We start from the raw sequence: 26,393 nt of genomic DNA, 5'->3' as shown, positions 1-26,393 counted from the left end.
CGAGTTGAAATAACGATTGAGGCCACGGCCTCGCAAGACAAGGAGGCCATCATGGCTGAAGTTGATAACAAGGTACCCGCAGAGGTACGTACCCAGTTCGGTAAGGGTTTTGCTCGCCGTCTTCGCGTTGCAGGTCAGATTCCTGCCGTTGTGTACGGTCACGGTGCAGAGGTTCTTCACGTTGCGGTTCCTGCTCGTCAGGTTTCTCTTCTGCTGCGTAAGAAGAACGCAATCCTCGACCTCCAGATCGATGGCAAGAGCACTCTTGCACTCGTGAAGGATGTTCAGAAGGACCCCGTACGCCAGATCATCGAGCACATTGACCTCGTTGTGGTCAAGGTTGGCGAGAAGGTTGTCGTTGACGTGCCCATCCACATCGTCGGTACTCAGCAGGCTGGTAACACCCTCGAGCTCGACGCTAAGTCGGCACACCTTGAGGCTGAGGCAACTCACATCCCTGCATTCATTGAGGTCAGCATCGAAGGTGCTGCTGCTGGTTACCGCGTAACCTATGCAGACCTCAACCTTCCTGCAGGTGTTGCTGTTGCTGGTGACCCCACTCAGCTTGTTGTTCACGTTCACGGTGCAAAGGCTAAGGACCTTGCAGAGTCTGGTGAAGAACTCGCTGCAGAGCTCGCTGATGAAGCAGCTCACGCTGAGCACAAGGCAGAAATCCACGCTGAGCAGCACGAGGCAGAGAAGGCAGAAGCACTCGCTGACGCTGAGCTCTCCGGTGCAGCTGCTGCAGCTGAGGCTGCTGAGTAACACTGCATTGAGCACTACCTGGCTTGTAGTCGGGCTCGGCAACCCCGGGCCCGACTACGCCAGTCATCGCCACAACGTGGGTCAGATGGCTCTGTCGCAGTTAGCCAGCGACATCGGTGCGACGTTCAAGTCACACAAAGCAAACGCGCTTGTAGCGGAAGGTTGGGTGCGCCCTGGAGGCCCCAAACTTGTTCTCGCTAAGCCCAACACGTTTATGAACCTCTCCGGTGGGCCTGTTGCCAACCTGTTGAAGTTCTATGGAATTGAACCATCAAACTTGATTGTTCTTCACGACGAACTCGACATCGACTTTGACGTGGTTCGACTCAAAAGCAATGGCGGACACGGAGGCCACAACGGCCTACGCGACATCATCGCGGCTATTGGTACGAATGAATTCAATCGTGTCCGCATCGGCATCGGTCGCCCACCCGGTCGCCAAGATGCAGCGGACTTTGTGCTCTCCAACTTCAGCTCGGCACAGCGTGAGATTTTGCCGCATGTTCTAGCCCATGCTGCGGATGCAGTGGAGACCATCGCAGAAGAAGGAATCCTTGCTGCGCAACAGCGCTTTAATTCACCCGCATAAACAAGATGCACTCAGCTGGCGTTAAGTTTCAGCGATTAACCTAGAGTCATGAAGTTCTCCCCCCGAACTCAAATGATTGCCGCCCTGGCAGTCAGCACAGTGCTGGTCACCAGCACTGCTGTGGTGGTGGGAACGAACTACGTCTCCACACAACACAGTGCACAGCAAGCCCTGGTGGATTCATTGGCCGTGGGCCAAGAAAAGGTAGATGCGGTTACTGAACGCATTGCTGATCTCGAATTAGCGCTGAAGAATTCGCAGGCAATACTTTCTGATTCCAGCGGCAAGGTACTCGATGATTCCTCCCGCCAGGCACTGGAGAAATCAATTGCCACAGCACAAGCTACCCTCAAGGCTCAAAAGTCAGAGTTAGCCAAACTCAAGACAGCAGTGTCCTCGTTAAAGACCCCTGCCCCGCTCGATCTGGTTTGGCCATATGGCCAAGAACAGCGAGCTCAGAGCGTGAAAGAAACAGATAAGACAAGTGTTGAATCTCTCGTCAAATCAGTGATGGCGCTGGGGCAAGGCATACAGAATGTTCAAGCTGCTCAGACCGCCTGGCAGGCAGAACAAGATCGTATTGCGGCAGAACAGGTAGCGGCAGAAGCTGCCGCTGCCGCCCAAGCCGCTGCGGCAGCCCGGCGTGCAGCACAAGCACAAACCCTGGAACAAACAGGTGGTTCAACCACGCCTACTGCTCCTGCACCACCCGCAACTGCGGCAGCCGCGGCTCCGGTCACGCAAGGATTTAGCGCAGAGACCTATGTCACAGCGCTTGCCCCCAATTCCTACATCGTGTGGGTCAACGGCATGTGTGCTAGCCAGTTCGGTCCGAATGTCTATGTCTGTGGATATGCCACGGTGAACCTGCGTGGTTCTAACACCGACCGTGTTCCCATCACCTTGGATAGCTCGTTGACCGACCGCTATGCCAACTCAGTGGGCATCTCTGTGTTGGTTCATGAAGCAGCACACGCTAAGCAGTGGCTGAAATATGGCCCCTCGATCATGACCGCCTACAACGCACTGGTTCCGGGTCAGACGGGCTCGATGCCAGTGGAGTGGATGGCGGACTGTGCCACCATCGTGAAACTGGGTTACAGCACTGGTGCCTATACCCGCAGCTGCACTGCTGATCAGCTTGCTGAAGCTGCCACGCTCTGGTGAGAGCCCTAGACTAATCACATGGTATTTCAGGGGCTTTCGCGCGCCCTTTCGCGCACCCCTCAGATTTCTGAAGCGCTCAGCTACGCCAACAAAGACGCAGACTTCTCACTCGTTGAAGGCCTGAATGCCCCGCTGTTGAGTTCTCTTCTCGAGGCGCGAATTCGCGCTGGCTTGCCGCCTGTGGTTCTTGCTGTGACTGCCACTAACCGTGAGGCGGAACGCCTCACGGTTGCTCTGGCAAGTTTGATGCCCCATGCTCAGCTGTGTGATTTCCCTGCCTGGGAAACTCTTCCGCATGAGCGTCTCTCACCCAGTCCCGAGATTGTGGGCCGGCGCTTTGCGGCGCTGCGTCTGGCTCGCGAGTGGGACGGTTCAACACCTCTGGTGATGATTACCTCGGTGCGTGGAGCGTTGCAACCGATTGCCGACAACCTCGGTGATGTTGAACCCATCGTGTTGAAAGTGGGTTCACGTGGCAATGACCTGATGGCCATTGCTTCGCGCCTGGTCGACTTGGCATATGTGAGAGTCGACATGGTGACTCGTCGTGGAGAGTTCGCAGTTCGCGGCGGCATCTTGGATGTGTTCCCACCGGTAGCAGACCACCCCATCCGTGTGGATTTCTTTGGTGACGAAGTAGATTCCATTCGTGCCTTCTCGGTTGCCGATCAGCGCTCCCTCGATGAGGTGCTTGACAGCATTGAACTAGCACCTAGTCGAGAGTTGCTGCTTACCGAAGCTGTGCGTCAGCGCGCTCGGGAGATGGAGCATGAGTTCCCCGGCATCAACCAGATGCTGTCCAAGATTGCTGAAGGTATTGCGGTGGAGGGCATGGAGTCATTGACTCCGGCACTGGTGGACAAGCTGGTTCCCATCACTAGTTACTTACCCCAAGGCTCCGCCGTGGCATTGCTTTCCCCTGAACGCATTGCCACACGTGCAATCAACCTGACCGAGACCAACCGTGAGTTCCTCAACGCTGCATGGAATGCTGCAAGTGCTGGTGCTCAGTCACCCATTGATCTTTCTGCAGGTGATTTCCTCACCGTTACAGAATTACGGAAGCACTACACCGGCGGGGCATGGTGGACATTCAGTGCCTTCCAGCATGGACCTGATGCTTCCGAACCACTGCCCGAAGAACTCGACCTCGACGAGATTCTGACTATCCGTATTGATGCCAAGAATGTTCCCACATTCGCCGGCAACGTTGACGGTGCTGTTGACCACGTGGAGTCATTACTCAAGCAGGACTGGACTGTCATTGTTGCGGCCGAAGGTCACGGCCTTGTTGAACGAGCAGGGCAAGTTCTTGCTGAACGCAGCCTGGCTGCCCGCATGGTGGAGGAGCTTCCTGACGAGCTCGAACCAGGCGTTGCCTATCTCGTTCAAGCTTCAGTAGAGGCAGGGTTCGAGCTCGGGGAAGCCAAGCTGGCCGTCATCTCAGAGTCTGAGTTCTATGGCCGCGCAGCAGGCTATGACGCCAGGGCACCACGCAAGCTGGCCAGTCGTCGTAAAAATGTGGTGGACCCACTCAAGCTTGAAGCGGGCGACATCGTGGTCCACGAGACGCACGGAATTGGCAAGTTTCTTGAGCTGGTTCAACGCGAAGTCTCCACCGGTGGTCGGAATGCGGTGAAGACCATGCGTGAATATTTAGTCCTCGAATACGCACCCAGCAAGCGGGGATATCCCGGCGACAAACTTTATGTCCCCACCGATCAGCTAGATCAACTCACCCGTTATGTCGGCGGGGAAGCACCTGCGCTGTCCAAGATGGGTGGAAGTGACTGGGGTCAGGCCAAGAGTAAAGCGCGCAAGGCAGTTCGAGACATTGCCGTTGAATTGGTCAAGCTTTATAGCGCGCGCATGGCAAGTAAAGGTTTTGCATTCAGCCCTGACACTCCATGGCAGCGCGAGCTTGAGGAAGCCTTCCCCTATGTGGAGACGATGGATCAGCTCACCACCATCGATGAGGTCAAGGCCGACATGGAGCGACCCATCCCCATGGATCGCCTCATCTCCGGTGACGTGGGCTTTGGAAAGACAGAGATCGCGGTTCGTGCAGCGTTCAAGGCTGTCCAAGATGGCAAACAGGTTGCCATCTTGGTGCCCACCACGCTGCTGGTGAAGCAACACTTTGAGACTTTCCAAGAGCGCTTTGCAGGTTTCCCTGTTCATCTTCGGGCACTCAGTCGCTTCCAAACCGAGAAGGAAGCAAAAGAGACCCTGGCGGGAATGGCCGATGGCACAGTGGATGTGGTCATTGGCACGCATCGCCTCTTGGCACAGGGTGTCACCTTCAAAGATTTAGGACTCGTCATCATTGATGAAGAGCAACGTTTTGGCGTTGAGCACAAGGATGCGTTGAAGAAACTCAAGACCAACGTCGACATCTTGGCTATGAGTGCAACCCCCATTCCTCGCACGCTCGAGATGGCAGTCACCGGCATTCGTGAAATGTCGACGCTGGCAACACCTCCCGAAGATCGTCACCCGATTCTCACCTTCGTGGGTCCCTACTCGGAAAAGCAGGCAGCGGCAGCAATTCGCCGCGAAATCTTGCGCGAAGGCCAAGTCTTCTTCGTACATAACCGGGTCTCGAGCATCAATCGCGTTGCTGCCCAGATTGCTGAACTGGTTCCCGAGGCACGCGTTGCCGTTGCCCACGGCCAACTCTCTGAGCACCAGCTGGAGCAGGTCATCATTGACTTCTGGGAGCGCAAGTTTGATGTGTTGGTCTCCACCACTATCATCGAAACCGGTCTCGATATTGCCAATGCCAACACCTTGATTATTGACCGCGCAGATAAGTATGGCCTGAGCCAGCTGCATCAGCTTCGTGGTCGCGTCGGTCGTGGTCGTGAACGCGCCTATGCCTATCTCTTCTATGACGAGACCACCCCACTGACAGAAACCGCTCACGATCGACTCAATGCTCTAGCCATGAACAATGAACTGGGTTCTGGTATTCAAATTGCGCTGAAAGACCTCGAGATTCGTGGCGCTGGCAACCTCCTTGGTGGTGAACAGTCAGGTCACATCGCCGGGGTTGGTTTTGATCTCTACCTGCGCATGATTGGCGAAGCTGTCTCCACCTTCCGCGGCGATGTTGCCGAAGGTCAGACCGAGCTTCGCCTCGAGCTTCCGGTGGATGCTCGCATCCCCGACGACTACGTCGATAGTGAGCGCCTCCGCCTAGAGGCTTACCAGAAGCTCTCAGTTGCCAGCGGCCCGCTCTCTCGTGAGGAGCAGATTGATCAGGTTCTGGAAGAGCTCACAGACCGTTATGGTGAACCGCCAGCACAGGTTCACAACCTCATCTCCATTTCTCGCCTGCGTCGCCGAGCACACCGCTCCGGTTTGAGTGAGGTTGTTGTGATGGGATCGAACCTGCGTATTACCCCAGCTGATTTACCGGACTCTATTCAGGTGAGATTGGCCAGGATGTATCCGGGAGCGAAGTATGTTCCAGCAGCTCGCGTAATCACCGTGCCATTGCCCGAAGACACGGACTTGATTGCCTGGACGGGCACCTTGCTTGATGCCATCTTCCCGTTGCCGGTGAAGACTGAAGAAGCTAGTGCTGCTTCCGGTAGTGGCGAGAGCGAATAAACACCAAGGTTCCACCCACCACGATTGCCACGGCAGAACCGACGAGCACGGCAAGGACACCTTCGTCACGTATGGCATCAAGGTTGGCAAAAGCTAACTCATTCATCAGTAGCGAGACTGTGAAACCAATACCTGCCACGGCTGCAACCGTGAGCAAGTCCCAGCCACGAATCAGTGTCTGTGTTGCCTCGCCACGCGTGGCAATAAGTGCAATGATGCTGCCGGCAATCATGATGCCAATGATCTTGCCTAGAGGCAGACCAACAGCAATACCCCAGAAGGCGGGGCTGAGTTCAGCCGGGGAGACGGCAGGAATAACAACAAGTGCTGAGGCAAAGGCAAACAGGGGCAAGATCACAGCATTAGTCACCGGTTGCAGAGCATGGGCTGCCTGCTGTGCAAGGCGAGGGTTCAGCACGAGGCCGAGGGCAACTCCTGCGATGGTGGCGTGAACGCCAGAAAGCACCGTGAAGTACCAGGCAAATAGGGCAGCCACCACAAGAAGAACTGTGCGCAAGGTCGGGTTCTTGATGCGACCCTCGCAGCCCAAGAACCGGAACAAATACACCGCAACGACTGCCATGCCCAGAGCGAGGAGGTCAATGCTGTGACTAAAGAACACCGCAATGATGAGGATGGCAATGAGGTCATCGAGCACCGCAAGGGCTAGTAAAAAGACTCGAATTCGCCCCGGGAGACCACGTCCCACCAGAGCAATCAGGCCCAGTGCAAAAGCGATGTCGGTTGCTGTTGGAATGGGCCAGCCTTGCGCGAAGTCTGGTCCTGCAATAACGAGATAGAGCACCGCAGGAATAATCACACCACCGACGGCGGCAACTCCTGGCGCCAACGCATGCTTGAACGAGTTCAGCTCACCCACGGTGAGTTCATGCCGAAGCTCCACCGCAACAATAAAGAAGAATATGACGAGCAAACCATCGGTAATCCAGTGCCCTATGCTCAGGTCAAGTTCCAGAGCTGGCAAGCCAATGTGGCTGGAGAAGAGCTCAATCAGGCCAGGTCCAGCAACTGAGTTCGCGAGGAACAATCCCAATACCGCAGCGGCGGCGAGAGAAATCGCGGCATAACGTTCAGATCGAAAGATCGTGCGCATGCTGACTCGGGCCATGAGATAAGCCTAAGCGCCGGCGTTGGCGTGGCGTTCGAGGAACGCAAAGAGCTCGTTGTCATCTACGCCAGGGAATGTTCCAGAAGGCAAGGGTGAGAGCACGTGTGCATGCATACGGGCGCTGGGCCAGGCATTACCTGCCCAACGCTGGGTGAGGTCCTCGGCAGGGATCTTGCAGCATGCCTCGTTGGGGCAGGTAGAGACTTCACGGTTATCGGTGTCGCGCCCACGGAACCACTTCGCATCGTCGAAGGGAACACCCACACTGATCGAGAAGACTTCCTTTTCACCTGTTCCTGTTTGGGTTGAATCCCAGAAAGTACCACCAGGGGTGTCGGTGTATTGGTAGAACTCATTGGTGCGGTTGGTGCGCTCAAAAGCAACACGTGCTGGCCACTTCCGGCAGACAACCTGTCCCTCTATGGAGCCGTTGGCATCGGCGGGGATACGAAGTCCGTCGTTGGCATAGCCGCGGAAAATACCTTCACCCTGGTTCACGCGCAGGAAGTGGGTGCGCAGACCAAGATGTTCGGTTGCCAGGTTCGTAAAGCGCAGCGCAGCAGCTTCGTGCGTCACACCGAATGCGTCACGGAAGTCTTCAATGGCAATATTGCGTTCCTTCTTGGCGTTCTGCAAGAACGCCACTGACCTCGAACGTGGCATTAAGCAGGCAGCAGCAAAGTAGTTAATCTCTAGGCGCTGCTTCAAGAACTCGGCATAGGTGTGGGGCTTCTCATGCCCCAGAACACGGTGTGCCATGGCTTGCAGCGCCATAGCGCGCAGACCATGACCACCGGGAATGGATGCCGGGGGCAAGTAGATGCGTCCGTTGGCGGTATCTGTGACGGAGCGGGCAGAACTTGGCAGGTCATCCACGAAGATGAGCTCAAAACCGAGCAGGTTGGCCATCTCGGCAACGGTGCGGTGCATCAGTGCGCCGCTTTCGTGACCGGTTCGTTTCACCAGATCTTCTGCGAGTTGGTCGAGTTCGGGCAGGTAGTTGTTCTTCTCGCGCATCACGGCTTGAAGTTCCGTGTTGGCGCGACGTGCTTCTTCTGGGGTGGCAATAGATTGACGCGCTCGCCGTTCCATTTCCTTGTGCAGCCCCACGATAGCTTCGAGAGCATCGTCGGTGAGGCCCTTGGTGCTGCGCACGGCGGGCAAGTTCAATGAGGTGTAGAGCTCAGACTGTTGAAGTCGTTCAAGCTCAATCTCGAGTTCTGAGCGACGATCGGGTGCTTCGGTGCTCAGTAGCTCGGGCACGGTAACGCTCAGTGAGGACGCAATCGAGGTGAGCAGGGACAGCTTGGGTTCTCGTTTTCCGTTCTCGATCAAGGAGAGCTGGCTGGGGACGACGCCCACGGCGTCACCGAGCTGTTCGAGGGTCATTCCCGCGCTGATACGGAAGTGCTTGATGCGTTTACCCAAAATCATCATGTCAGAGGCCATTTCTTTACAATACGAGAAAAAGTGCAAATATTTCTAGTGAAATTCGGCAACAATTCTGTATACAGGGGTCAATACTTGAAATATCACCAAGTTTTACTTCCCTCGAGACTTGGATGAGACAAAGGAGACTCAGATGTCGATCGCAGACCTCACCCACACCGAGCCAGTTGCTCAGCCTGAGGTGCCCATCGCTACTGAACTCAACGCGCCTCCCTTCGTCACTCAGCGAGCCCTTCTGCACTGGGTTGCGGACATTGCCAAGTTGACCAAGCCCGAGCGCATTGAATGGTGCGACGGTTCTGACGCTGAATGGCACCGTCTGACCAAACTTCTCGTTGATGCCGGATCGATGATTCCGCTCAATCCAGAAAAGCGCCCCAACTCTTTCCTGGTTCGTTCAGATCCTGATGATGTTGCCCGTGTTGAAGACCGCACCTTCATCTGTTCGGTCAACGAAGCAGATGCAGGTCCAACCAATAACTGGCGCGACCCCGATGACATGAATGAAGAGCTCCGTGGACTATTCGACGGCTCCATGCGTGGTCGCACCATGTATGTCGTGCCCTTCTCGATGGGTCCCTACGGTGGTCCCATCTCTCAGGTGGGTATTCAGCTCACTGACTCTCCCTACGCTGTGTTGAACCTGCGCATCATGACCCGTATGGGCTTTGATGCTCTTGCTCAGATTGACGAGAACACCCCCTGGGTGCCCGCCGTTCACTCTGTAGGTGCACCTCTGGTTGATGCAACCGGTCGTCGCGTTGAGGATGTGGCCTGGCCTTCAAACCCCATCAAGTACATCTGCCACTTCCCTGAGACTCGTGAAATCTGGTCATTTGGTTCTGGTTACGGCGGAAACGCACTGTTATCCAAGAAGTGCTTCTCGCTGCGTATTGGATCGTTCATGGGGCTGCAGGAAGGCTGGCTCGCTGAGCACATGCTCATCCTCAAGCTCACCTCTCCAGAGGGCAAGGCGTATCACATGGCTGCTGCCTTCCCTTCGGCATGTGGAAAGACCAACCTCGCCATGCTCCGTCCCACCATCCCCGGCTGGAAGGCCGAGACCATTGGTGATGACATTGCCTGGCTGCGCCCCGGCGCTGATGGCCGACTCTTCGCCATCAACCCAGAAGCAGGTTTCTTCGGTGTAGCACCGGGAACCGGTGAAAAGACCAACCCTGTCGCGATGGATACTGTGGCCTCCAACACAATCTTCACCAACGTGGCACTCACCGATGACGGCGACGTCTGGTGGGAGGGCATGACTGAGGCGACTCCTGATCACCTCATCGACTGGCGTGGAAACGAATGGACTCCAGACTCTGGCCGTCCCGCAGCGCACCCCAACTCGCGCTTCACTGTTCCCATCCAGCAGTGCCCAACTCTTTCTGACGAGTGGTACGAAAACGCAGGTGTGCCCCTGGATGCCATCATCTTCGGTGGTCGCCGTGCAACAAACATTCCTCTCGTGGCAGAAGCCTTCGACTGGCAGCACGGTGTCTTCATCGGTGCAACTATGTCGAGCGAGCAGACTGCAGCTGCCGAAGGAACCGTGGGCGATCTGCGCCGCGACCCCTTCGCCATGCTTCCCTTCTGCGGCTACAACATGGCTGACTACTGGGGCCACTGGCTTGAGATTGGCAAGACCCTGGGCGAAAAAGCACCAGCGATCTTCCAGGTCAACTGGTTCCGCAAGGATGCAGACGGCTCCTTCCTGTGGCCAGGATTTGGTGAGAACTCTCGAGTACTCGAATGGATTGCTCGCCGCGTAGATGGCCAGGTTGGAACTGAGAACGCACCCATGGGTCGCGTTCCTGCAGCAGGATCCTTCAACCTCGAAGGCCTCGATGTAACTGATGAGGCGATGGAGAAGTTGTTCCACGTTGACCGCAACATGTGGACCGCGGAGTGCGACCTCACGGAGGAGTACTTCGAGAAGTTTGGTGATCGCGTTCCTGACGCGCTCAACACAGAATTGGCTCAGCTACGAGGACGTCTCACCACGTAGATCACCTGAGTCATAACCGACAATTTATTGTCGGACGAGTGAACCGGGCCTGTGTCTCTCAGTCTCGGTGAGAGGATGGGGCTGTACATCTGGAGGGAAACTGATGACCAGCCCCATCTTCTCCTCACTTCGAGGAGTCACCCGCACACGATATGTCGTGGCTATCTGGACCTCACGTGTCCTCGCCCTTGCGGTAACCGCTCTGTTCTTCACTGCTTGGTGGGATGAGTCCCAGGCGAGGCAACAGCTAGTTCTCGGCGGTGCTACGAACCCAGACTTCTTTTTTCAGTGGTCGATTTGGACCCACTTCTTGCCCGCGCTTGCCCTGGCTATCTTCACGTTTGCTGGTTGGAACCGTCCTGGTCTAGCAGGCCTTGGCTTTGCTCTCTTTGCCTTGCTCCAAGCATTTTCTGTCGGGACAGAGGTGGCATATATTCCCATCGTGGTAGCGCCTGGGCTTATCGTCGCCATTGCTTATGCCACTGCTTATCGCTGGGGTATGCGTGAAAGGTTTCTGGAGAAGAACTCATGAGTGAAGAAAACAGCCTAGAAATCAGTGAAGTAAACAACGAGCAATCCAAACTCGATGAACTCATCGAGGTCATGGCTGTGCTTCGAGCACCGGGTGGGTGCCCCTGGGATGCGGAGCAAACCCACGAGTCGCTGATCAAGTATTTGGTGGAAGAAACCTACGAGCTCATCGATGCAATCGAGTCTGGTGATCGTGACGCCATGATTGAAGAACTCGGTGACGTGCTCTATCAAGTCATCTTCCACGCTGACTTGGCGTCGAATACTCCTGGCGAAGAATTCGATATTCAAGATGTTGCCGCTCACATGACCGCCAAGATGGTGGGGCGTCACCCTCATGTCTTTGGCGAGAACAAGCTCGACACCGCTGAAGATGTGATGGCGGTATGGGATGACCTAAAAAAGCAAGAAAAACCTGGACGCACCTCCACCCTGGATGGAGTTCCGCAGTCCATGCCTGCCCTCGCACTCGCCGAGAAACTGCTGGGCAAAGCAGAAAAAGTGGGCCTGGAGAAGCAACACCTGCCTGACCCACCCATCTGGGAAGACGAAGACGAGGTCGGCTCGATTTTGTTGAGCATTGTTTCTTCAGCTCGTGAACAGGGTATTGATGCTGAGAAAGCCCTGCGTCTGAGGCTACGTGAACTTCAGGAAGACATTCGAGAGGCAGAATAGATACATGGCTCGTGATGTTTCTCCTCCCCGTGGAATGCGGGATTTCCTGCCTGCAGATAAGGCCAAGCGTGAACGCGCGCTGCGCGTCATTCGCGATGTCTACACCAGCCACGGTTTTGAAGAAATCGAAACCCCAGTAGTTGAAGACTTTGAGCGTCTGCACTCCGGGCTTGGCGGAGATAACGAAAAGCTTGCCTTCAGCGTTCTTAAGCGCGGCCTCGACAAGGAAGCACTCGAAGCTGCTGCCCAGTCGGGTGATGCTCACGACCTAGCAGATCTGGGCTTGCGTTTTGACCTCACGGTTCCGTTAGCGCGTTTCTACGCCAGCCACCGTGCTGAACTTCCCAGTGTCTTCCGTGCAATCCAGATCGCGCCGGTCTGGCGTGCTGAGCGACCCCAGAAGGGTCGCTACCGCCAGTTTGTGCAGTGCGACATCGACATTATTGGTGAAGCAGGTCAGCTCGCTGAAGTGGAACTCATCACCGCCACCTCTGCAGTTCTTTCCACCCTGGGTTTGAACGGATGCACCATCCGCATCAATGACCGCCGCATCTTGGCGGGCATTCTTGATTACTGCGGCTTTGCTTCAGAACGTTTTGGCCAGGCACTGATCTCGATCGACAAGCTCGACAAGATCGGTGCCGAGGGCGTCGTGAAGGAGCTCTCTGAGACTGGACCCGATGCAGCAGCAGTCCTGGGTGGACTGCTCGGCCGCATCGAGCCACACCTCGCCTCAGGCGGAGTGCCCTTGACCACCGAAGACATTCTTTCTGTGCTGCCTGAAGGTATTGACCCTGATGCTGTGGCAGCGCTGGAGACACTGGCTCACTCACTCACCGAACTGCCTGCAGGCGTTGAGGTGCGCTTTGACCCCACTTTGGTGCGCGGCATGGGCTATTACACCGGCACCATCTTTGAGATTGCCCACCCTGAGTCTGGTTCCTCTGTCGGCGGTGGCGGTCGCTATGACGGCATGATTGGTCGCTTCCTGGGGCAGGAGGTTCCTGCAGCAGGATTCTCCATCGGGTTTGAGCGCATCGTTGACCTCATTGAGGTCGATTCCGCCGCTGTTTCCGACAGTGTCGTGCTGGTGCACGATGCTGTCTTAGACAGCGCCGACCTCAGCATGAGCACCCTGATTGGCATCAAGGCAGAACTGATTGCTGCGGGCAAGCGTGTTCGTTTGGAAAAGCGAGTAAAGAATCTCACCCCGGTGCTTGATCGTGCCCGAGAAGCAGGATTTGGCTCCTTTGCCTTTGTTTCTGCTGAGACTACGAGTGCCAAAGACTTGGTCTTCAAGGACCTCGCCTAGAATTACTAGTAATTCCCTCACTTTTTACACACCACCTAACACATCACAAGGAGACACTGTGGCCCTCATTGACGCCATTGGCGCACGCGAAATTCTCGACTCTCGCGGTAACCCCACCGTTGAGGTAGAGGTTCTGCTCGAAGATGGCGTGCTCGCTCGCGCTGCAGTCCCATCCGGTGCCTCCACCGGTGCTTTCGAGGCGTATGAACTTCGTGACGAAGACAAGAACCGTTACCTCGGTAAGGGTGTACTCAAGGCCGTAGATGCAGTTCTCGACGAAATCGGTCCTGCACTCGAAGGCTTCGACGCTGCAGACCAGCGTCTGATTGACTCCGCCATGATTGAACTCGATGGCACCGAGAACAAGAAGCGCCTCGGCGCTAACGCCATTCTGGGTGTTTCTCTTGCCGTTGCGAAGGCAGCTGCTGACTCTGCAGACCTTCCACTCTTCCGTTACGTTGGTGGCCCCAACGCTCACACTCTTCCTGTTCCCCTGATGAACATCATCAACGGTGGTGCTCACGCTGACACCGGTGTGGACATCCAGGAGTTCATGGCAGTTCCACACGGTGCGGAGAGCTTCTCAGAAGCACTGCGCTGGGGTGTTGAGATCTACCACTCGCTCAAGTCGCTGTTGAAGAAGAACGGTATGGCTACTGGCTTGGGTGACGAGGGTGGTTTCGCTCCAGACCTGCCCAACAACCGTGGTGCACTCGAGTTCATCGTGGGCGCTATTGAGCAGGCTGGCTTCAAGCCAGGCAAGGACATTGCTCTTGCACTCGATGTTGCTTCCTCTGAGTTCTTCAAGGATGGCGCCTACCACTTCGAAGGTCAGAAGCGCTCTTCTGAAGAAATGACCGCTTACTACGCAGAGCTCGTTCGCGACTTCCCACTGGTATCCATCGAGGACCCACTGGATGAGGATGACTGGAGCGGCTGGACCCACATCACTGCTGAGCTTGGCAACAAGCTTCAGCTCGTGGGTGACGACCTCTACGTAACCAACCCCGTTCGCCTGCAGAAGGGTATCGACCTCAAGGCCGGTAACTCGATTCTGGTCAAGGTAAACCAGATTGGTACTCTCACCGAGACTCTCGATGCTGTATCACTTGCTCAGCGCCACGGCATGAAGGCAATCCTCTCTCACCGTTCCGGTGAAACCGAGGACACCACCATTGCTGACCTCGCAGTTGCAACCGACTGCGGTCAGATCAAGACCGGTGCTCCTGCACGTAGCGACCGAGTTGCTAAGTACAACCAGCTTCTGCGTATCGAAGAAGAACTGGGAGATGCAGCTGTCTACGCAGGTAGCAGCGCATTCCCACGCTTCTCGGCCTAAGGAAAGCACCAGCCCTCTATGGCTAACAAAAACGTTCGCGTTCGTAAGGTTCCGGTGGCTCTTGTCACCGGAACCACGAAGGCGGGCGTCTGGCTCGGCAGCATTCGCTTGTCGGGCTTTTCTATCTTGATCATGAGTTTGACCCTGTTGGGTGTGCTCGTGCTGGCGCCTCAGCTGAAGATCTTGGTAGAACAACGTCAGGTCATTGCCGATCTGCAAGCAGAGGCAGATCTGAAGAAGTCACAGATTTCTGATCTTGAAAAGCAACGCGCTCGCTGGGATGACCCTGCCTATGTTCGTGCGCAGGCACGCGATCGCCTCTATTACGTCATGCCTGGTGAAATCAGCTACCTGGTTATCAATGACGCAAACATTGATGATCTCAAGCGTGAGAAAGCAACTGCTTCTTTGCAAGACACCTCCACGGACTGGGTTTCTGGTCTGCTCAAATCTTTCCTTGTTGCTGGGTTGGGTACTCCCACCCCGGAACAAGTTCAGCCCACACAGTAGGACTCATCCATGCGCCCACCATTTGAACCTGCCAGCGACGAAGACATCCGCATTGTCTCGGCGCAGCTGGGTCGTCCCGCGCGGGATGTAATCGGTATTCCTGCGCGCTGTGTGTGCGGTGCTCCGACCGTGGTGGCAACCGCGCCCAGGCTCTCAGATGGAACGCCCTTTCCCACGTTCTACTACCTCACCCACCCCGCTGCAACAGTTGCCATGTCTGACTTGGAAGCAACTCAGGTGATGGCAGAGTTCACCGAGATCTTGAACGCTGACGAAGAAATGCAAAAGCAATACCTCATAGCGCACCAGCAGTTCATTGCTGACCGCGAATCCATTGCTGTGGTTCCCGAGCTCGATGGAATCTCTGCAGGCGGCATGCCCGTTCGAGTGAAGTGCCTGCACGCCCTCGCCGGTCATGCACTTGCTGCTGGTCCTGGCGTGAACCCCATTGGTGATCTGGCGTTGGAGCGCTCAAGCTGGTCACCAGAGGTGTGTCAATGCATCGACTACGACGCGCAGTAGCAGCTCTGTCAGTTCTTGCCGTCAGCGCACTGGCGGTGCTCTCGGCTACTCCCGCACGCGCTGACTATATCCGTGACTTTGAATATTGGCTCGGGGATTACAACTTTTATCAAGCGTGGGACATCACTCAAGGTGATGGCGTGCTGGTCTCCGTGATTGACTCCGGTATTGGCTATGCCCCCGATATCAATGCTGCTGTGGTCGGTGGCGCTGACTTCTCTGGTGTTGGTTCTCCCGATGGGCGAACACCTGTGGGGGAGTCGCCAGATCACGGCACACTCGTAGCCTCTGTGCTTGCCGGTCGTGGCACGGGCGGCAACAACGGAATTTTGGGAACTGCTCCTGCAGCACAGCTTCTTTCGGCTTCTGTGGCATTTGGTGAAAACACTGCAATTTCTTCTGATGAACAAATAGCTAATGCCATCAAGTGGTCAGTTGACCAAGGTGCCAAGGTCATCAACATGTCGCTAACCCGGAACTCTTTGGAATGGCCCAAGAGCTGGGATGACGCCTTTATGTATGCGTTCGAGCATGACGTGGTCATCGTTGCAGCGGCAGGTAATCGCGGTGCGGGAACCACTGAGGTAGGAGCACCGGCAACAATTCCTGGTGTGCTGACCGTGGCCGGACTCGATGTCAATGGGGAGGCCAGTTACGACGCTTCCAGTCAAGGCATCACGATAGGCGTCTCTGCTCCAAGTGAGGCACTGGTAGGTGTTGCACCCGGCGGTGCGTATATGAAATGGTCCGGATCCAGCGGGGCAACCCCGATCGTGGCAGGGCTTGTGGCACTCGTACGTGCAGCTCATCCCGAACTCGATGCCAACAATGTCATCAACCGCATCATTGCCACAGCAACACCGGTGGACACTGTGCCCAGCCCTATTTATGGTTACGGCAAGATCGATGCCTATGCAGCAGTGACCGCAGATGTGCCACTGGTTAAGAAGAACCCTCTGGGTTCACTTGCTGACTGGATCAAGCTCTATCGCCGTGGAAGCTCCACTGCCTCGCCTGAAGACTGGGACACGTCAACCGCAACTCCGGCACCTTTGCCTTTCGATAGCGGGAATATTCCGGGTCTTCCCACCCTCTATCAGCTCACCACCGTGGGTGTTCCGTTACTGTTTTTCGCTGGATTCGGTACGATTGTAGTTATCGGGTACATCGTTGTTGCTCGAAGACTTCGCCCTGTTGTTCCCCGTGACAATTCCCATCACGAAACAGACGTGACGCCCTAACCCCACTTTGTCTAGCTGGAGACGTATTACTGTGCCCAAGATTCTTATTGTCGGTGCTGGCTACGCAGGTTTCTATACCGCGTGGAAGCTCGAAAAACTCCTCCGTCGAGGAGAAGCAGAAGTCACAATTGTTGACCCACTGCCCTACATGACCTACCAGCCATTCCTGCCTGAAATCGCAGCTGGCTCAATCGAAGCTCGTCACGCTGTTGTCGGACACCGTTCACACCTTAAGCGCACCCGTATCATCTCGGGCAAGGTTGTCGGCATTGACCACAAGAAAAAGACAGCAACCATCGTTCCTAACGCTGGTGCACAGTTTGCTGAAAAGTATGACCAGGTCATCTTCACCGCGGGTGCTGTTTCTCGCACCTTCCCCATCCCAGGTATTGCGGACAACGCTATCGGCCTGAAGACCATTGAAGAAGCAGTAGCAATCCGCGACCGCATCCTCTCCAACTTCGACAAGGCTGCTCAGCTTCCTGCAGGTCCCGAGCGTGATCGCCTGCTCACCGTCACCGTTGTTGGTGGTGGCTTCGCAGGTATTGAGGTATTCGCTGAACTACGCTCACTGGCTTCTGACCTGATCAAGGACTACCCAGAGCTCACCTTCGAAGACACTCACTTCCACTTGATTGAGGCCATGGGTCGCATCATGCCTGAGGTTTCCCTCGAGACCAGCAAGTGGGTACTCAACAACCTCGCAGAGCGTGGTGCCACGGTTCACCTCGATACTCAGCTCCAGTCTGCAGAGAACGGTGTTATCCAGCTCTCCACCGGTGAAAGCTTCGAGTCTGACCTCATCATCTGGACCGCAGGTGTGATGGCTAACCCCATGCTTCGTGCAACCGACTTCCCGCTTGATGAGCGTGGACGTCTGCGCGTTCGTGCAGACCTGCGCGTTGAAGGCGACAACGGAATCATCGAAGGCGCCTGGGGTGCTGGTGACGCAACCGCATGTCCAGATCTTTCCGGTGGTGGCGTTGGTGGCTACTGCGTTCCTAACGCACAGCACGCTGTTCGTCAGGGCAAGCTCATGGCACGCAACATTGCTGCCGTGCTGCGCGGCGAAGGCCCCACCGACTACTTCCACAAGAACCTGGGTGCTGTTGCAGGCCTCGGTCTCAACGTGGGTGTGTTCCAGTCCGGCAAGCTTGCCCTCAAGGGTTACATCGCCTGGCTTGCACACCGTGGTTACCACGGCATGGCAATGCCTTCCTTCGAGCGCAAGTTCCGCGTTCTTGGCGGATGGTGGAACAACTTCTGGCTTGGACGCGACATTGTTTCTCTGTCTGCTCGCGAGACTCCTCGTGCTGCATTCGAAGAATTCGCTTCACGTCCAGCTCCTGCAGCACCAGCTAAGGCAGCTGCGAAGCCAGCAGCTAAGAAGCCTGCAACCAAGGCTGCTGCGAAGCCAGCTGCGAAGAAGGCTCCTGCTAAGAAGCCTGCAGTTAAGAAGTAAAAAACTTCCAAACGAAAGGGAGGCCGTCCTCGGCCTCCCTTTTGCTTTGCTAGCCTTGACATGGTACGCCCCCATAGCCCAATCGGCAGAGGCAATCGACTTAAAATCGATCCAGTGTGGGTTCGAGTCCCACTGGGGGTACTATCTCTATCTCTATCTCTATCTCGTCTTTTCTCTTTTGAGAGTGTTTCCTCTGGTTGAATGGGGGAATGGGCATGAAACAGTTCAATGAAAAGCTAGCCTCCCGCATTACCAGCGCAGTTGGAACCATGTGGTGTGCGTATATCTTCGCGGGGATTGCCCTCATCAGCCTTCCGGCAGCTCTCAGCACCGGAGATCCCATCATCATCGTTGCCTGGGTAGCGCAGACATTCCTGCAACTCGTGCTTCTCTCCATCATCATGGTTGGCCAGGATGTTCAATCAAAGGGTCTCCAGCAGAAAATTGATGAGACTCACGAAGCTTCTCTTGCTGAGTTCGAGTTAGCAAAGGCGGCACGTGAATCACATGCACAAGAAATTGCGGCCATCAAGAACTTACTTATGAACTTGAAAGATCTTGAAAAAGATGTTGATGAAATCAGCAGCGATGTTCAAGAGATCTCAGAAGACACCACAGAAATTACTGAGGAACTTCACTAGCCTTGCGTGAACCAGCGCATTTCATAAGGCGCTAACGGCATTCCCTCGCCTAGGTCAAAGCTGTGACCAGTGAGGTGATCAGTCACAGTGCCGTGTAATCCACCAAGCTCACTAGCGGCAAGCCACCGGGTTGATTCGGAGAGGTTATAAACCTCCACGAGACGCCCAGCAGGGTGGGTGCGTTCAAACAGCACCACGCCTTGACCAGTGCCCTTCTTCACGACCGTGGCAACGCCCGCGTGAAGGGAGGGCAGCGTCTTGCGAACTTCAATGACGTGTTTGATTCGGTTGAAGATAACACCTGCAGGCTTGTCATCGAGCTCGCCAGCAGCTGCGGCGTCAGCAACCTTCCAATTCATCTTGGGTCGGTGTAACCAGCGGTTATCTTCTGCCTTGGTCTCGTCTTTGAGGTAGCTGTGGTCATTGAGCAAACCGATTTCATCACCCATGTAGAGCAGGGGGATGCCGCCAAAGCCAAAGACCATTGTGTAAGCGCAGAGGTAACGCTCGATGGCTAGGCCCAGAAACTTCTCATTCTTGAGCTTGATTGCTTTTTCAATACCCGCCAGGCTGGCGCCCGTACCCGAGGTGCGACGCTCACCGCTTACAGGGTCTGGCATGAAGGGCTCACCCGTAGCCAGAGAGCCATAGAAGCTGCCCTCAAAGTACTCAGCTAGGAACATGCGGTGGTCGTGACCGTTGAGTCCGACTTCATGGGCATCGGTGTCATCGATTGCCCAGCCGATATCGTCGTGGCAACGAAGATAGACACCCCACGCGGTGGTGGAAGGTAAACCCTGGAACCGGGACATGGTGTGAACCATCAGAGTGGCATCTTTGGCCGCGATGGCTGACCAAATCTGCACCATCAAACTGTTGTGATACGCCAGATCAGAAACCTTGCCAGCATGTTTACCTTCACCGAAGTAGGCACCAACCTGAGCAGGGCCCACGATGGCCTCCGCCTTGAAGATCATGGCAGGGGAGAAGATCTTGGTGAACGCGCGCAGTGCCTGGGTAATGACGTGAACTTCTGGCTCGCCCTGACAAATAGTTCCCATGCGCTTCCACATAAATGCAATGGCATCTAGGCGGATGCAGTCAACGCCGTGGTTGGCCAGGTTGGCAATGATGTCGGCGTATTCGCAGAACACGGCAGGGTTTGACCAGTTCACATCCCATTGGTAGGAGTTGAAGGTGGTCCAGACCCAGCCCTTAAGCTCTTCGTCCCACGTGAAGTTGCCGGGCGCGAAGTCTGGGAAGACTTCAAGCAGGCTCTTCTCATATTCATCAGGGATGGTTCGGTCGGGATAGACATAGAAATACTCTCGATATGCAGCATCACCCGAGCGGGCTTTTTCCGCCCACTCGTGTTCTTGCGCCACGTGATTGAGAACCAAGTCCAAAGTGAGCGAAATACCTGAGTCATGCAACTTGTCCGCAGTGGAGCGCAGCTCCTTCATAGAGCCGAGGTCATCGCGGAGGGCGCGGTAATCCATGACCGCATAACCACCATCGTTCGCGCCGGGGCGGGGCTTCAGAATAGGAAGCAGGTGGAGATAGGTAATGCCGAGGTTCTCTAGATAGGGGATTCTCTTGGTGATTCCCTTGAGGTTTTTGGCAAACAAGTCAGCATAGGCAACATAGCCGATGGTGTCGGGGCTTTGGAACCAGTCCTGCTCCAGTACGCGCTCGCGGTCGCGCTGTTGTAGTGCTTCATCGCGCTGGGCATGAGCTGAGGCCATTACCTCAATCAGAGCTGGCAGAACCGTTTCGATGGGATATATCTCAGCGAGCGCTTCAACCAGGTCGCCACCCCAGCGATCGAATCGGTCGAGTAGATCCTGGGCACCACGAGTACTGGTACCTACGAGTCTTTGGAGCTGCACGCGTGCAGCGTCGACAAGGGGGAAAATGTCGTGCATGGGAGGGACTCCATTGTCTCTAACCTGTCCGTCTCATAACAGGTTGAGAAAAGTTTATGCCTGCTGAGGAGCCCACGGAACCACTTTCACGAATTGTGACCTAAGGGTAGTTAGGAGACTGCGGTGGGCGTCTTACGAATGCGGAAGCTAATCCATGCGGCAACGGCACACAGCGTAGCTGCGCCGAACCACGCATACGTGTATTCACCAGTCTGGTCCCGAATGATGCCGGCAACAACCGCCGCAATAGAGGCCCCAACTTGGTGGGATGCAAATACCCAGCCGAAAACAATCGGCCCCTTCTTACCAAAGACTTCGTTGCAGATAGCAATGGTTGGCGGAACGGTGGCAACCCAATCCAGACCATAAATCACGATGAAGACGATCAGGCTGGGATGGATGGTTGCCGACAGTAATACGGGCAGAAGCATCAAGGAGATACCCCGACCGAAGTAGTAAATTCCCAACAGTATGCGCGGATTCACGCGGTCAGTTAACCAACCGGAAGCAACGGTGCCCATAATGTCGAATATGCCCACTGCCGCTAATAAGCCTGCTGCAGTAGTTTCTGGCATGCCATGGTCATGGGCGGATGGAATGAAGTGGACGCCGATGAGGCCATTGGTTGTTGCACCACAGATTGCAAAACCGATTGCCAAAGCCCAGAAGGTTTTTGTTCGTGCAGCCTCGCGAAGAGTTGTCAGAGCGTATCTGGCGGGATTGCCCGCTGGTGCAGCAGCAGCGTTCTCTGCGGCTACTTGAGCTGCCACCTTCTCGCTTTCTCCAAATCGTCGAACGCCTATGTCCGCTGGAGAATTCCTCATGAAGAGCAGAATCAACGGAACCACTGCAAGCGCAGCACCAGCAATCACCAGGGAAGCTGCGCGCCAGCCTGAAGTAGTGACAAGACCTGCCATCACAGGAAGGAATATCAATTGGCCAGTGGCGCTTCCAGCAGAAAGCACACCCGAGACGAGGCCACGACGGGCATAAAACCAGGTGTTCGTAATCGTGGCAGCAAATACCAAAGCCATAGAGCCTGAACCCAAGCCGATCAGGATTCCCCAGGTGAGAATCAACATGAAGGGGGTTGTCACGAAGATGCTCAGAGCGCTACCCGCAGAGATGAGAAGAAGGGCAGTTGTGGTGACTTTTCGCAGGCCAAAGCGGCTCATCAGTGCTGCCGCGAAGGGAGCAGTTAGTCCAAAAAGCAAAATGTTGATGGAAATAGCAAGCGAAATAGTTGCGCTTCCCCAGCCGAATTCCTCTTCGAGGGGGATCATCATGACGCCCGGTGCAGAACGGAATCCTGCCGCCCCCACAAGTGCGAGGAAGCCCACCGCTGCCACTATCCACGCAGGATGAATCAGGCGTGTTCGCGGAGAAGACATTACTCCAGCCTAGTGAGATATTTTCACAGCGTTGTGGGGAAAAATCTTCATGATTCTCCCGGCAGACATCCAGCTTTCTCGCCGTACTATTGAGGCATGGATTTCTTGCTTCCCCTGCTCGGCATCGTTGTCGTCCTCGCTGTCATTGTTGGTATCTACCTCTGGTCGACCTACAACTCACTCGTCACCCTCAATGTGCGAGTTGATGAAGCGTGGAGTGACATCACCGTTCAGCTCAAGCGTCGAGCGGATTTGATCCCCAACCTGATTGAGACGGTCAAGGGATATGCTGCTCACGAAAAGGGAGTCTTTGAAGCAGTTACCAAGGCACGTGCTGAAACTCTTTCGGCAACGACACCTGCAGCCGCTGCAGAGGCTGAAGGCCACATGCAGGCTGCACTGAAGAGCATCTTTGCCGTTGCCGAGGCATACCCTCAGCTACACGCTAGTGAGAACTTCCTCCAGCTCCAGGGAGAACTGGTCGACACCGAAGACAAGATTCAGGCAGCTCGTCGCTTTTACAACGGTGGAGTGCGTGAGTTCAACACCAAGATCCTCACCTTCCCCAACAACATGTGGGCAAACAAGCTGAAGTTCGGCAAGCGCGACTTCTTCGATGTGGCAGACGCAGCAGCAATTGCTGAGCCTCCCCGCATTCAGTTCTAACCATCGTTTAGAAAGAGCTCTTGCTCCATGTATTCCGCAATAGCTGCGAATAAGCGCAACACCGTCTTCATAATGCTGGTGTTTTTGGTGATTATTGGCGGTCTGGGCTGGTTCGCCGCCTATATGTATGGCGATATCAATATCGCCATCTTCACGGTGGTTATTGCCGCCGCCTATGCCTTCTTCCAGTACTACCTCGCGAGCTCGCAAGCTCTCTCGATGGCCGGAGCTATCGAGATTCAGAAGTCAGATAACCCTCGCTTCTTTCGCATTATCGAGAACTTGTGCATCGCGACCGGCACCCCCATGCCCAGGGTGTACATCATCAACGACCAGGCGCCGAATGCTTTTGCTACCGGACGGGACCCCCAGCACGCAGCCGTTGCGGCAACTTCTGGTTTGTTAGACCTCATGGATGACGCGGAGCTAGAAGGTGTCATGGCGCACGAGCTAGGCCATGTGCGCAACTACGACATCCGCGTCTCAATGATTGTCTTTGGCTTGGTTGTCGCCGTCGGTTTCCTGGCAGACATGCTCGTGCGGATGTCATTCTTTGCCGGCAACCGCCGCGACGACAACGGTAATGGTGGCAACCCGGTTGTGATGATTTTTGGCCTATTGGCAATGATCATTGCGCCCCTGGTGGCAACCATGGTTCAGCTGGCTATTTCCCGCCAGCGTGAATATCTCGCTGATGCCACCGGTGCTCTCACCACTCGCCACCCCGAAGCACTCGCCAGTGCACTGCAGAAGCTGGCTGCCTATGGGCGTCCCTTGCAGAAACAAAGTTCCAGCATGGCCCACATGTGGATTGCCGACCCTGAAAAGCCGGGCCTTGCTGAACGCCTACTCTCCACCCACCCACCTATCGCGGAGCGTATTGAGCGTCTCCACGAAATGGGTGGCAAGTTCTAAGCTGCTCCACTGCCCTAAGATTTGGTTATGACCTCGAAGCACCTCGCTGGCCCCACTCTTGCTCAGTTTGACGCTGCGCGTGCGACGGTGGCCATGGTTGCACAGTCCACTCCGATGGAGACCTCACGCTATTTGAGTGGTGTTCTGGGCTCGGATGTTTTCCTCAAATGTGAGAACTTGCAGCGCACGGGAAGTTACAAACTTCGCGGTGCCTATAACCGCCTGTCGCAGCTGAGCCCCGAAGAGCGGGCCAAGGGTGTCATTGCTGCCTCAGCAGGTAACCATGCTCAAGGTGTTGCCCTTGCTGCTCGCGAACTCGGAATCAAAGCCACCATCTTTATGCCCCTGGGTGTTGCTCTTCCCAAGCTGGAAGCCACACGTGAATACGGTGCTGAAGTTGTCTTGACTGGAAACATCTTCAACGAGTCGCTCAAGGCAGCAAAAGACTTTGCTGCTGAAACCGGTGGAATCTTCATTGCACCTTTTGACCACGAAGATGTCGTGATTGGTCAAGGAACACTTGGATTAGAAATCCTCGAAGAGGTTCCCGATGTGGACACCATTATTGTTCCCATTGGTGGCGGTGGATTGATCTCGGGTGTGGCTTCTGCTGTGAAGCAAAAGGCGGCTACTCTGGGTCGCACCGTGCGCATCATAGGAGTGCAGGCAGAAAACGCCGCTGCCTACCCACCCTCTTTAGAGGCCAAAGAGCCCGTCACGGTGGAGGTCAACCCCACCATCTGTGACGGTATTGCCGTTGCCCGCCCCGGAACGTTGAACTTCGACATCATCAAGGACACCGTAGATGAAGTTGTCACCGTCTCTGACGATGACACCGCTCGCGCACTGGTGATGTTGCTCGAGCGCGCAAAACTGGTGGTTGAACCTGCCGGTGCTGTGGGCGTTGCCGCCATCATGGCAAAGAAGATCAAGAAGAGTGGAAAGACTGTTGCCATTCTCTCGGGTGGAAACATTGACCCACTGCTTCTGCAGCGCATCGTGGGCCACGGCCTTGCTGCTTCTGAGCGCTATCTCAAGCTACGCGTGATGCTTCCTGACCGTCCAGGTCAGTTAGCTCGCACCGCCGAAATTGTTTCGGAACAAAATGCCAATGTGGTTGAGGTACTGCACACCCGCCACGGACGTGGACTGCAGATCAGCGAAGTGGAGCTCGAACTCCACATAGAAACCCGTGGCAAGGAACACCGTAAGCAGGTCGTCAAGGCACTGCGTGATGAGGGCTACAAGGTTCGCATCAGCGATGACATCTAAGTCTTAACGAATAACGCCTCCTGAATCTCAGGAGGCGTTATCTCATTTAAGTCGTTCTTAGCCAGTGAAGGTGGCCACGTTGATGACCTCAACTTCAATGTCTTTACCGTTAGGTGCAGTGAAGGTGCTCTTCTCTCCAACCTTCAGGCCCAGGATGGCAGCACCCATGGGGCTGGACTCGCTGTAGACGGTGTAGTCAGTGCCAGCGGCAATCTCGCGATTACCCAGGAGGAAGGTTGCTTCATCGCCAGCAATGGTGGCGGTGATGACTGTGCCAGTTTCGACGACGCCAGAGCTTTCGGGAGCTTCGCCCACCTTAACGTCTTTGAGCAGTGCGGTGAGGGTGCGAATACGTGCCTCGATCTTGCCCTGCTCGTCCTTAGCGGCGTGGTAGCCACCGTTCTCTTTGAGGTCACCCTCTTCACGGGCAGCTTCAATACGTTTGGCAATCTCTTCACGGCCTGTGGTGGACAGGGTGTCGAGTTCTCCCTTGAGGCGGTCATACGCCTCTTGAGTAAGCCATGTTTCTTTGATTTCTTCGCTAGCCATAGGTTTTAGCCTAGGTGAGCCAACATTGGTAGACCAAACCGGTGGTGGCCGGTTGAGAAGTCTTGATGGTCTCCTCTATGTCACGGATGCGCTGTGTTGAGGGAGGGTAAACAAATACCTTCCAACCAACAATCGCAAAGGCAGTGTTCTGTGCTTGCACAGCACAGGCAACTTCACGCCCTGGTGTTGCTGTCAATTCGAATTTCACGGTGACACTGGAGTCAGTCAGATTGCTATAACCGAGGTCACGAACCTCTGCTTGGGGGCCAAAGCCCAACACGTCGGTACTTGCACCCCAGATCACGAGCCCAATAATGATGACGATCGAGGGAATAATCACGTTGAGGTTGCGCCTCATCGGGCCGCGAGGATTCGCGGATCGACCATAGCGATCAGCGAGGGTGTTCTCGGTGCTCATCAGACTCCTTGGGGTGGAACATACTGAGAAAGACTTTCAGGTTTCAGCAGTACGCTTTTAATAAGGCTATTAGCTAGAAACCCCTCGGAGGAACCGTGCTCTTTGCAGAAGAAACCATTGACCCACAGTTGGTCTCCCCCGGTGCTGTCGGTTTCTTTGCCACTGCCTTTGTGGGAGTCATTACAGTGCTGTTGCTGCTGGACATGGTTCGTCGCATGCGCCGCGTGAACATGCGTGCAGATATTCAGGCAAAGCTCGATGCCGAGCAGGCTGCAGAAGGCACTGCTGAGTCTCAGAAGTAG

General features: G+C 55.4%; 24 protein-coding genes and 1 tRNA gene. 19 read left to right on the top strand and 6 right to left on the bottom strand.

Annotated elements, in window-relative coordinates:
- Positions 1-51 precede the first annotated feature (51 nt).
- From M2120_RS04220 to mfd, 4 genes are read left to right on the top strand one after another with little or no spacing between them, the layout of a single operon-like run.
- On the top strand, positions 52-765 hold the full coding sequence (locus tag M2120_RS04220; RefSeq protein ID WP_280797470.1) for a 50S ribosomal protein L25/general stress protein Ctc: 714 nt from the start codon (positions 52-54) through the stop codon (positions 763-765).
- 7 nt (positions 766-772) lie between these two features.
- Complete coding sequence (gene pth, locus M2120_RS04215; protein ID WP_280797469.1) at positions 773-1,354, top strand: aminoacyl-tRNA hydrolase; 582 nt, start codon at positions 773-775, stop codon at positions 1,352-1,354.
- A gap of 48 nt (positions 1,355-1,402) precedes the next feature.
- Entirely contained in the window at positions 1,403-2,521 is a 1,119-nt protein-coding gene (locus tag M2120_RS04210; RefSeq protein ID WP_280797468.1) for a hypothetical protein, read from the top strand.
- An 18-nt stretch (positions 2,522-2,539) separates the two neighbouring features.
- Complete coding sequence (gene mfd, locus M2120_RS04205) at positions 2,540-6,136, top strand: transcription-repair coupling factor (RefSeq protein ID WP_280797467.1); 3,597 nt, start codon at positions 2,540-2,542, stop codon at positions 6,134-6,136.
- On the opposite strand, the gene M2120_RS04200 is transcribed toward mfd, so the two are convergent.
- Complete coding sequence (locus M2120_RS04200) at positions 6,102-7,265, bottom strand: Na+/H+ antiporter NhaA (RefSeq protein WP_280797466.1); 1,164 nt, start codon at positions 7,263-7,265, stop codon at positions 6,102-6,104. The two genes, mfd and M2120_RS04200, sit on opposite strands and share 35 nt — an antisense overlap.
- A 9-nt stretch (positions 7,266-7,274) precedes the next feature.
- Positions 7,275-8,714 carry an XRE family transcriptional regulator gene (locus M2120_RS04195; RefSeq protein ID WP_280797465.1) on the bottom strand — a complete coding sequence of 480 codons (1,440 nt, stop codon included), beginning with the start codon at positions 8,712-8,714 and terminating at the stop codon, positions 7,275-7,277.
- A 133-nt stretch (positions 8,715-8,847) separates the two neighbouring features.
- Between M2120_RS04195 and M2120_RS04190 the strand changes: the two genes are divergently transcribed.
- The 11 genes from M2120_RS04190 to M2120_RS04140 all read left to right on the top strand — a co-directional run bounded on the left by M2120_RS04190 (position 8,848) and on the right by M2120_RS04140 (position 18,955).
- On the top strand, positions 8,848-10,722 hold the full coding sequence (locus M2120_RS04190) for a phosphoenolpyruvate carboxykinase (GTP) (protein WP_280797464.1): 1,875 nt from the start codon (positions 8,848-8,850) through the stop codon (positions 10,720-10,722).
- 103 nt (positions 10,723-10,825) lie between these two features.
- Positions 10,826-11,254, top strand: a complete 429-nt coding sequence (locus M2120_RS04185; RefSeq protein ID WP_280797463.1) for a DUF7670 domain-containing protein — start codon at positions 10,826-10,828, stop codon at positions 11,252-11,254.
- Positions 11,251-11,928 carry a MazG family protein gene (locus M2120_RS04180; protein ID WP_280797462.1) on the top strand — a complete coding sequence of 226 codons (678 nt, stop codon included), beginning with the start codon at positions 11,251-11,253 and terminating at the stop codon, positions 11,926-11,928. The genes M2120_RS04185 and M2120_RS04180 overlap by 4 nt, the downstream gene beginning before the upstream one ends.
- 4 nt (positions 11,929-11,932) lie before the next feature.
- On the top strand, positions 11,933-13,240 hold the full coding sequence (hisS, locus tag M2120_RS04175; protein WP_280797461.1) for a histidine--tRNA ligase: 1,308 nt from the start codon (positions 11,933-11,935) through the stop codon (positions 13,238-13,240).
- Between the two features lie 58 nt (positions 13,241-13,298).
- Positions 13,299-14,579 (top strand): phosphopyruvate hydratase, encoded by a 1,281-nt coding sequence (eno, locus tag M2120_RS04170; protein WP_280797460.1) that lies wholly within the window; start codon positions 13,299-13,301, stop codon positions 14,577-14,579.
- A gap of 18 nt (positions 14,580-14,597) precedes the next feature.
- Positions 14,598-15,089 carry an FtsB family cell division protein gene (locus tag M2120_RS04165; RefSeq protein ID WP_280797459.1) on the top strand — a complete coding sequence of 164 codons (492 nt, stop codon included), beginning with the start codon at positions 14,598-14,600 and terminating at the stop codon, positions 15,087-15,089.
- Positions 15,090-15,098: 9 nt separating this feature from the next.
- Positions 15,099-15,611 carry a DUF501 domain-containing protein gene (locus tag M2120_RS04160; RefSeq protein WP_280797458.1) on the top strand — a complete coding sequence of 171 codons (513 nt, stop codon included), beginning with the start codon at positions 15,099-15,101 and terminating at the stop codon, positions 15,609-15,611.
- On the top strand, positions 15,587-16,852 hold the full coding sequence (locus tag M2120_RS04155) for a S8 family serine peptidase (RefSeq protein WP_280797457.1): 1,266 nt from the start codon (positions 15,587-15,589) through the stop codon (positions 16,850-16,852). The genes M2120_RS04160 and M2120_RS04155 overlap by 25 nt, the downstream gene beginning before the upstream one ends.
- Before the next feature lie 31 nt (positions 16,853-16,883).
- Positions 16,884-18,314 (top strand): NAD(P)/FAD-dependent oxidoreductase, encoded by a 1,431-nt coding sequence (locus M2120_RS04150; protein WP_280797456.1) that lies wholly within the window; start codon positions 16,884-16,886, stop codon positions 18,312-18,314.
- Positions 18,315-18,381: 67 nt separating this feature from the next.
- Positions 18,382-18,455, top strand: a tRNA-Leu gene (locus M2120_RS04145).
- A 74-nt stretch (positions 18,456-18,529) separates the two neighbouring features.
- Entirely contained in the window at positions 18,530-18,955 is a 426-nt protein-coding gene (locus tag M2120_RS04140; RefSeq protein ID WP_280797455.1) for a hypothetical protein, read from the top strand.
- Here M2120_RS04140 and M2120_RS04135 read toward each other — a convergent pair.
- Positions 18,952-20,880, bottom strand: coding sequence for an alpha-amylase family protein (locus tag M2120_RS04135; RefSeq protein WP_280797454.1), 1,929 nt, complete (start codon positions 20,878-20,880; stop codon positions 18,952-18,954). The two genes, M2120_RS04140 and M2120_RS04135, sit on opposite strands and share 4 nt — an antisense overlap.
- A 110-nt stretch (positions 20,881-20,990) precedes the next feature.
- Positions 20,991-22,271, bottom strand: coding sequence for an MFS transporter (locus tag M2120_RS04130; protein ID WP_280797453.1), 1,281 nt, complete (start codon positions 22,269-22,271; stop codon positions 20,991-20,993).
- Positions 22,272-22,367: 96 nt separating this feature from the next.
- Here M2120_RS04130 and M2120_RS04125 point away from each other — a divergent pair, with 96 nt between their 5' ends.
- The 3 genes from M2120_RS04125 to ilvA are packed head-to-tail and all read left to right on the top strand — an operon-like array spanning position 22,368 to position 25,124.
- Positions 22,368-22,937 (top strand): LemA family protein, encoded by a 570-nt coding sequence (locus M2120_RS04125; protein ID WP_280797452.1) that lies wholly within the window; start codon positions 22,368-22,370, stop codon positions 22,935-22,937.
- Positions 22,938-22,964: 27 nt separating this feature from the next.
- Positions 22,965-23,852, top strand: a complete 888-nt coding sequence (locus M2120_RS04120; RefSeq protein ID WP_280797451.1) for a M48 family metalloprotease — start codon at positions 22,965-22,967, stop codon at positions 23,850-23,852.
- A 27-nt stretch (positions 23,853-23,879) separates the two neighbouring features.
- Positions 23,880-25,124, top strand: a complete 1,245-nt coding sequence (ilvA, locus tag M2120_RS04115) for a threonine ammonia-lyase (RefSeq protein WP_280797450.1) — start codon at positions 23,880-23,882, stop codon at positions 25,122-25,124.
- A gap of 57 nt (positions 25,125-25,181) precedes the next feature.
- Here the strand turns inward: ilvA and greA are convergent, their stop codons facing one another.
- Positions 25,182-25,673: a transcription elongation factor GreA gene (gene greA, locus M2120_RS04110; RefSeq protein WP_280797449.1), complete on the bottom strand. Its 492-nt coding sequence runs from the start codon at positions 25,671-25,673 to the stop codon at positions 25,182-25,184.
- A gap of 10 nt (positions 25,674-25,683) precedes the next feature.
- Positions 25,684-26,091, bottom strand: coding sequence for a DUF4307 domain-containing protein (locus M2120_RS04105; protein ID WP_280797448.1), 408 nt, complete (start codon positions 26,089-26,091; stop codon positions 25,684-25,686).
- A 95-nt stretch (positions 26,092-26,186) separates the two neighbouring features.
- On the opposite strand from M2120_RS04105, the gene M2120_RS04100 reads away from it, so the two are divergent.
- Positions 26,187-26,393 (top strand): hypothetical protein, encoded by a 207-nt coding sequence (locus M2120_RS04100; protein ID WP_280797447.1) that lies wholly within the window; start codon positions 26,187-26,189, stop codon positions 26,391-26,393.

The sequence above is a fragment of the Aurantimicrobium minutum genome, from assembly GCF_029893825.1.
GTDB classification, from domain to species: Bacteria; Actinomycetota; Actinomycetes; order Actinomycetales; family Microbacteriaceae; genus Aurantimicrobium; species Aurantimicrobium minutum_C.
This window is presented reverse-complemented; position numbering and strand designations above follow the sequence as displayed.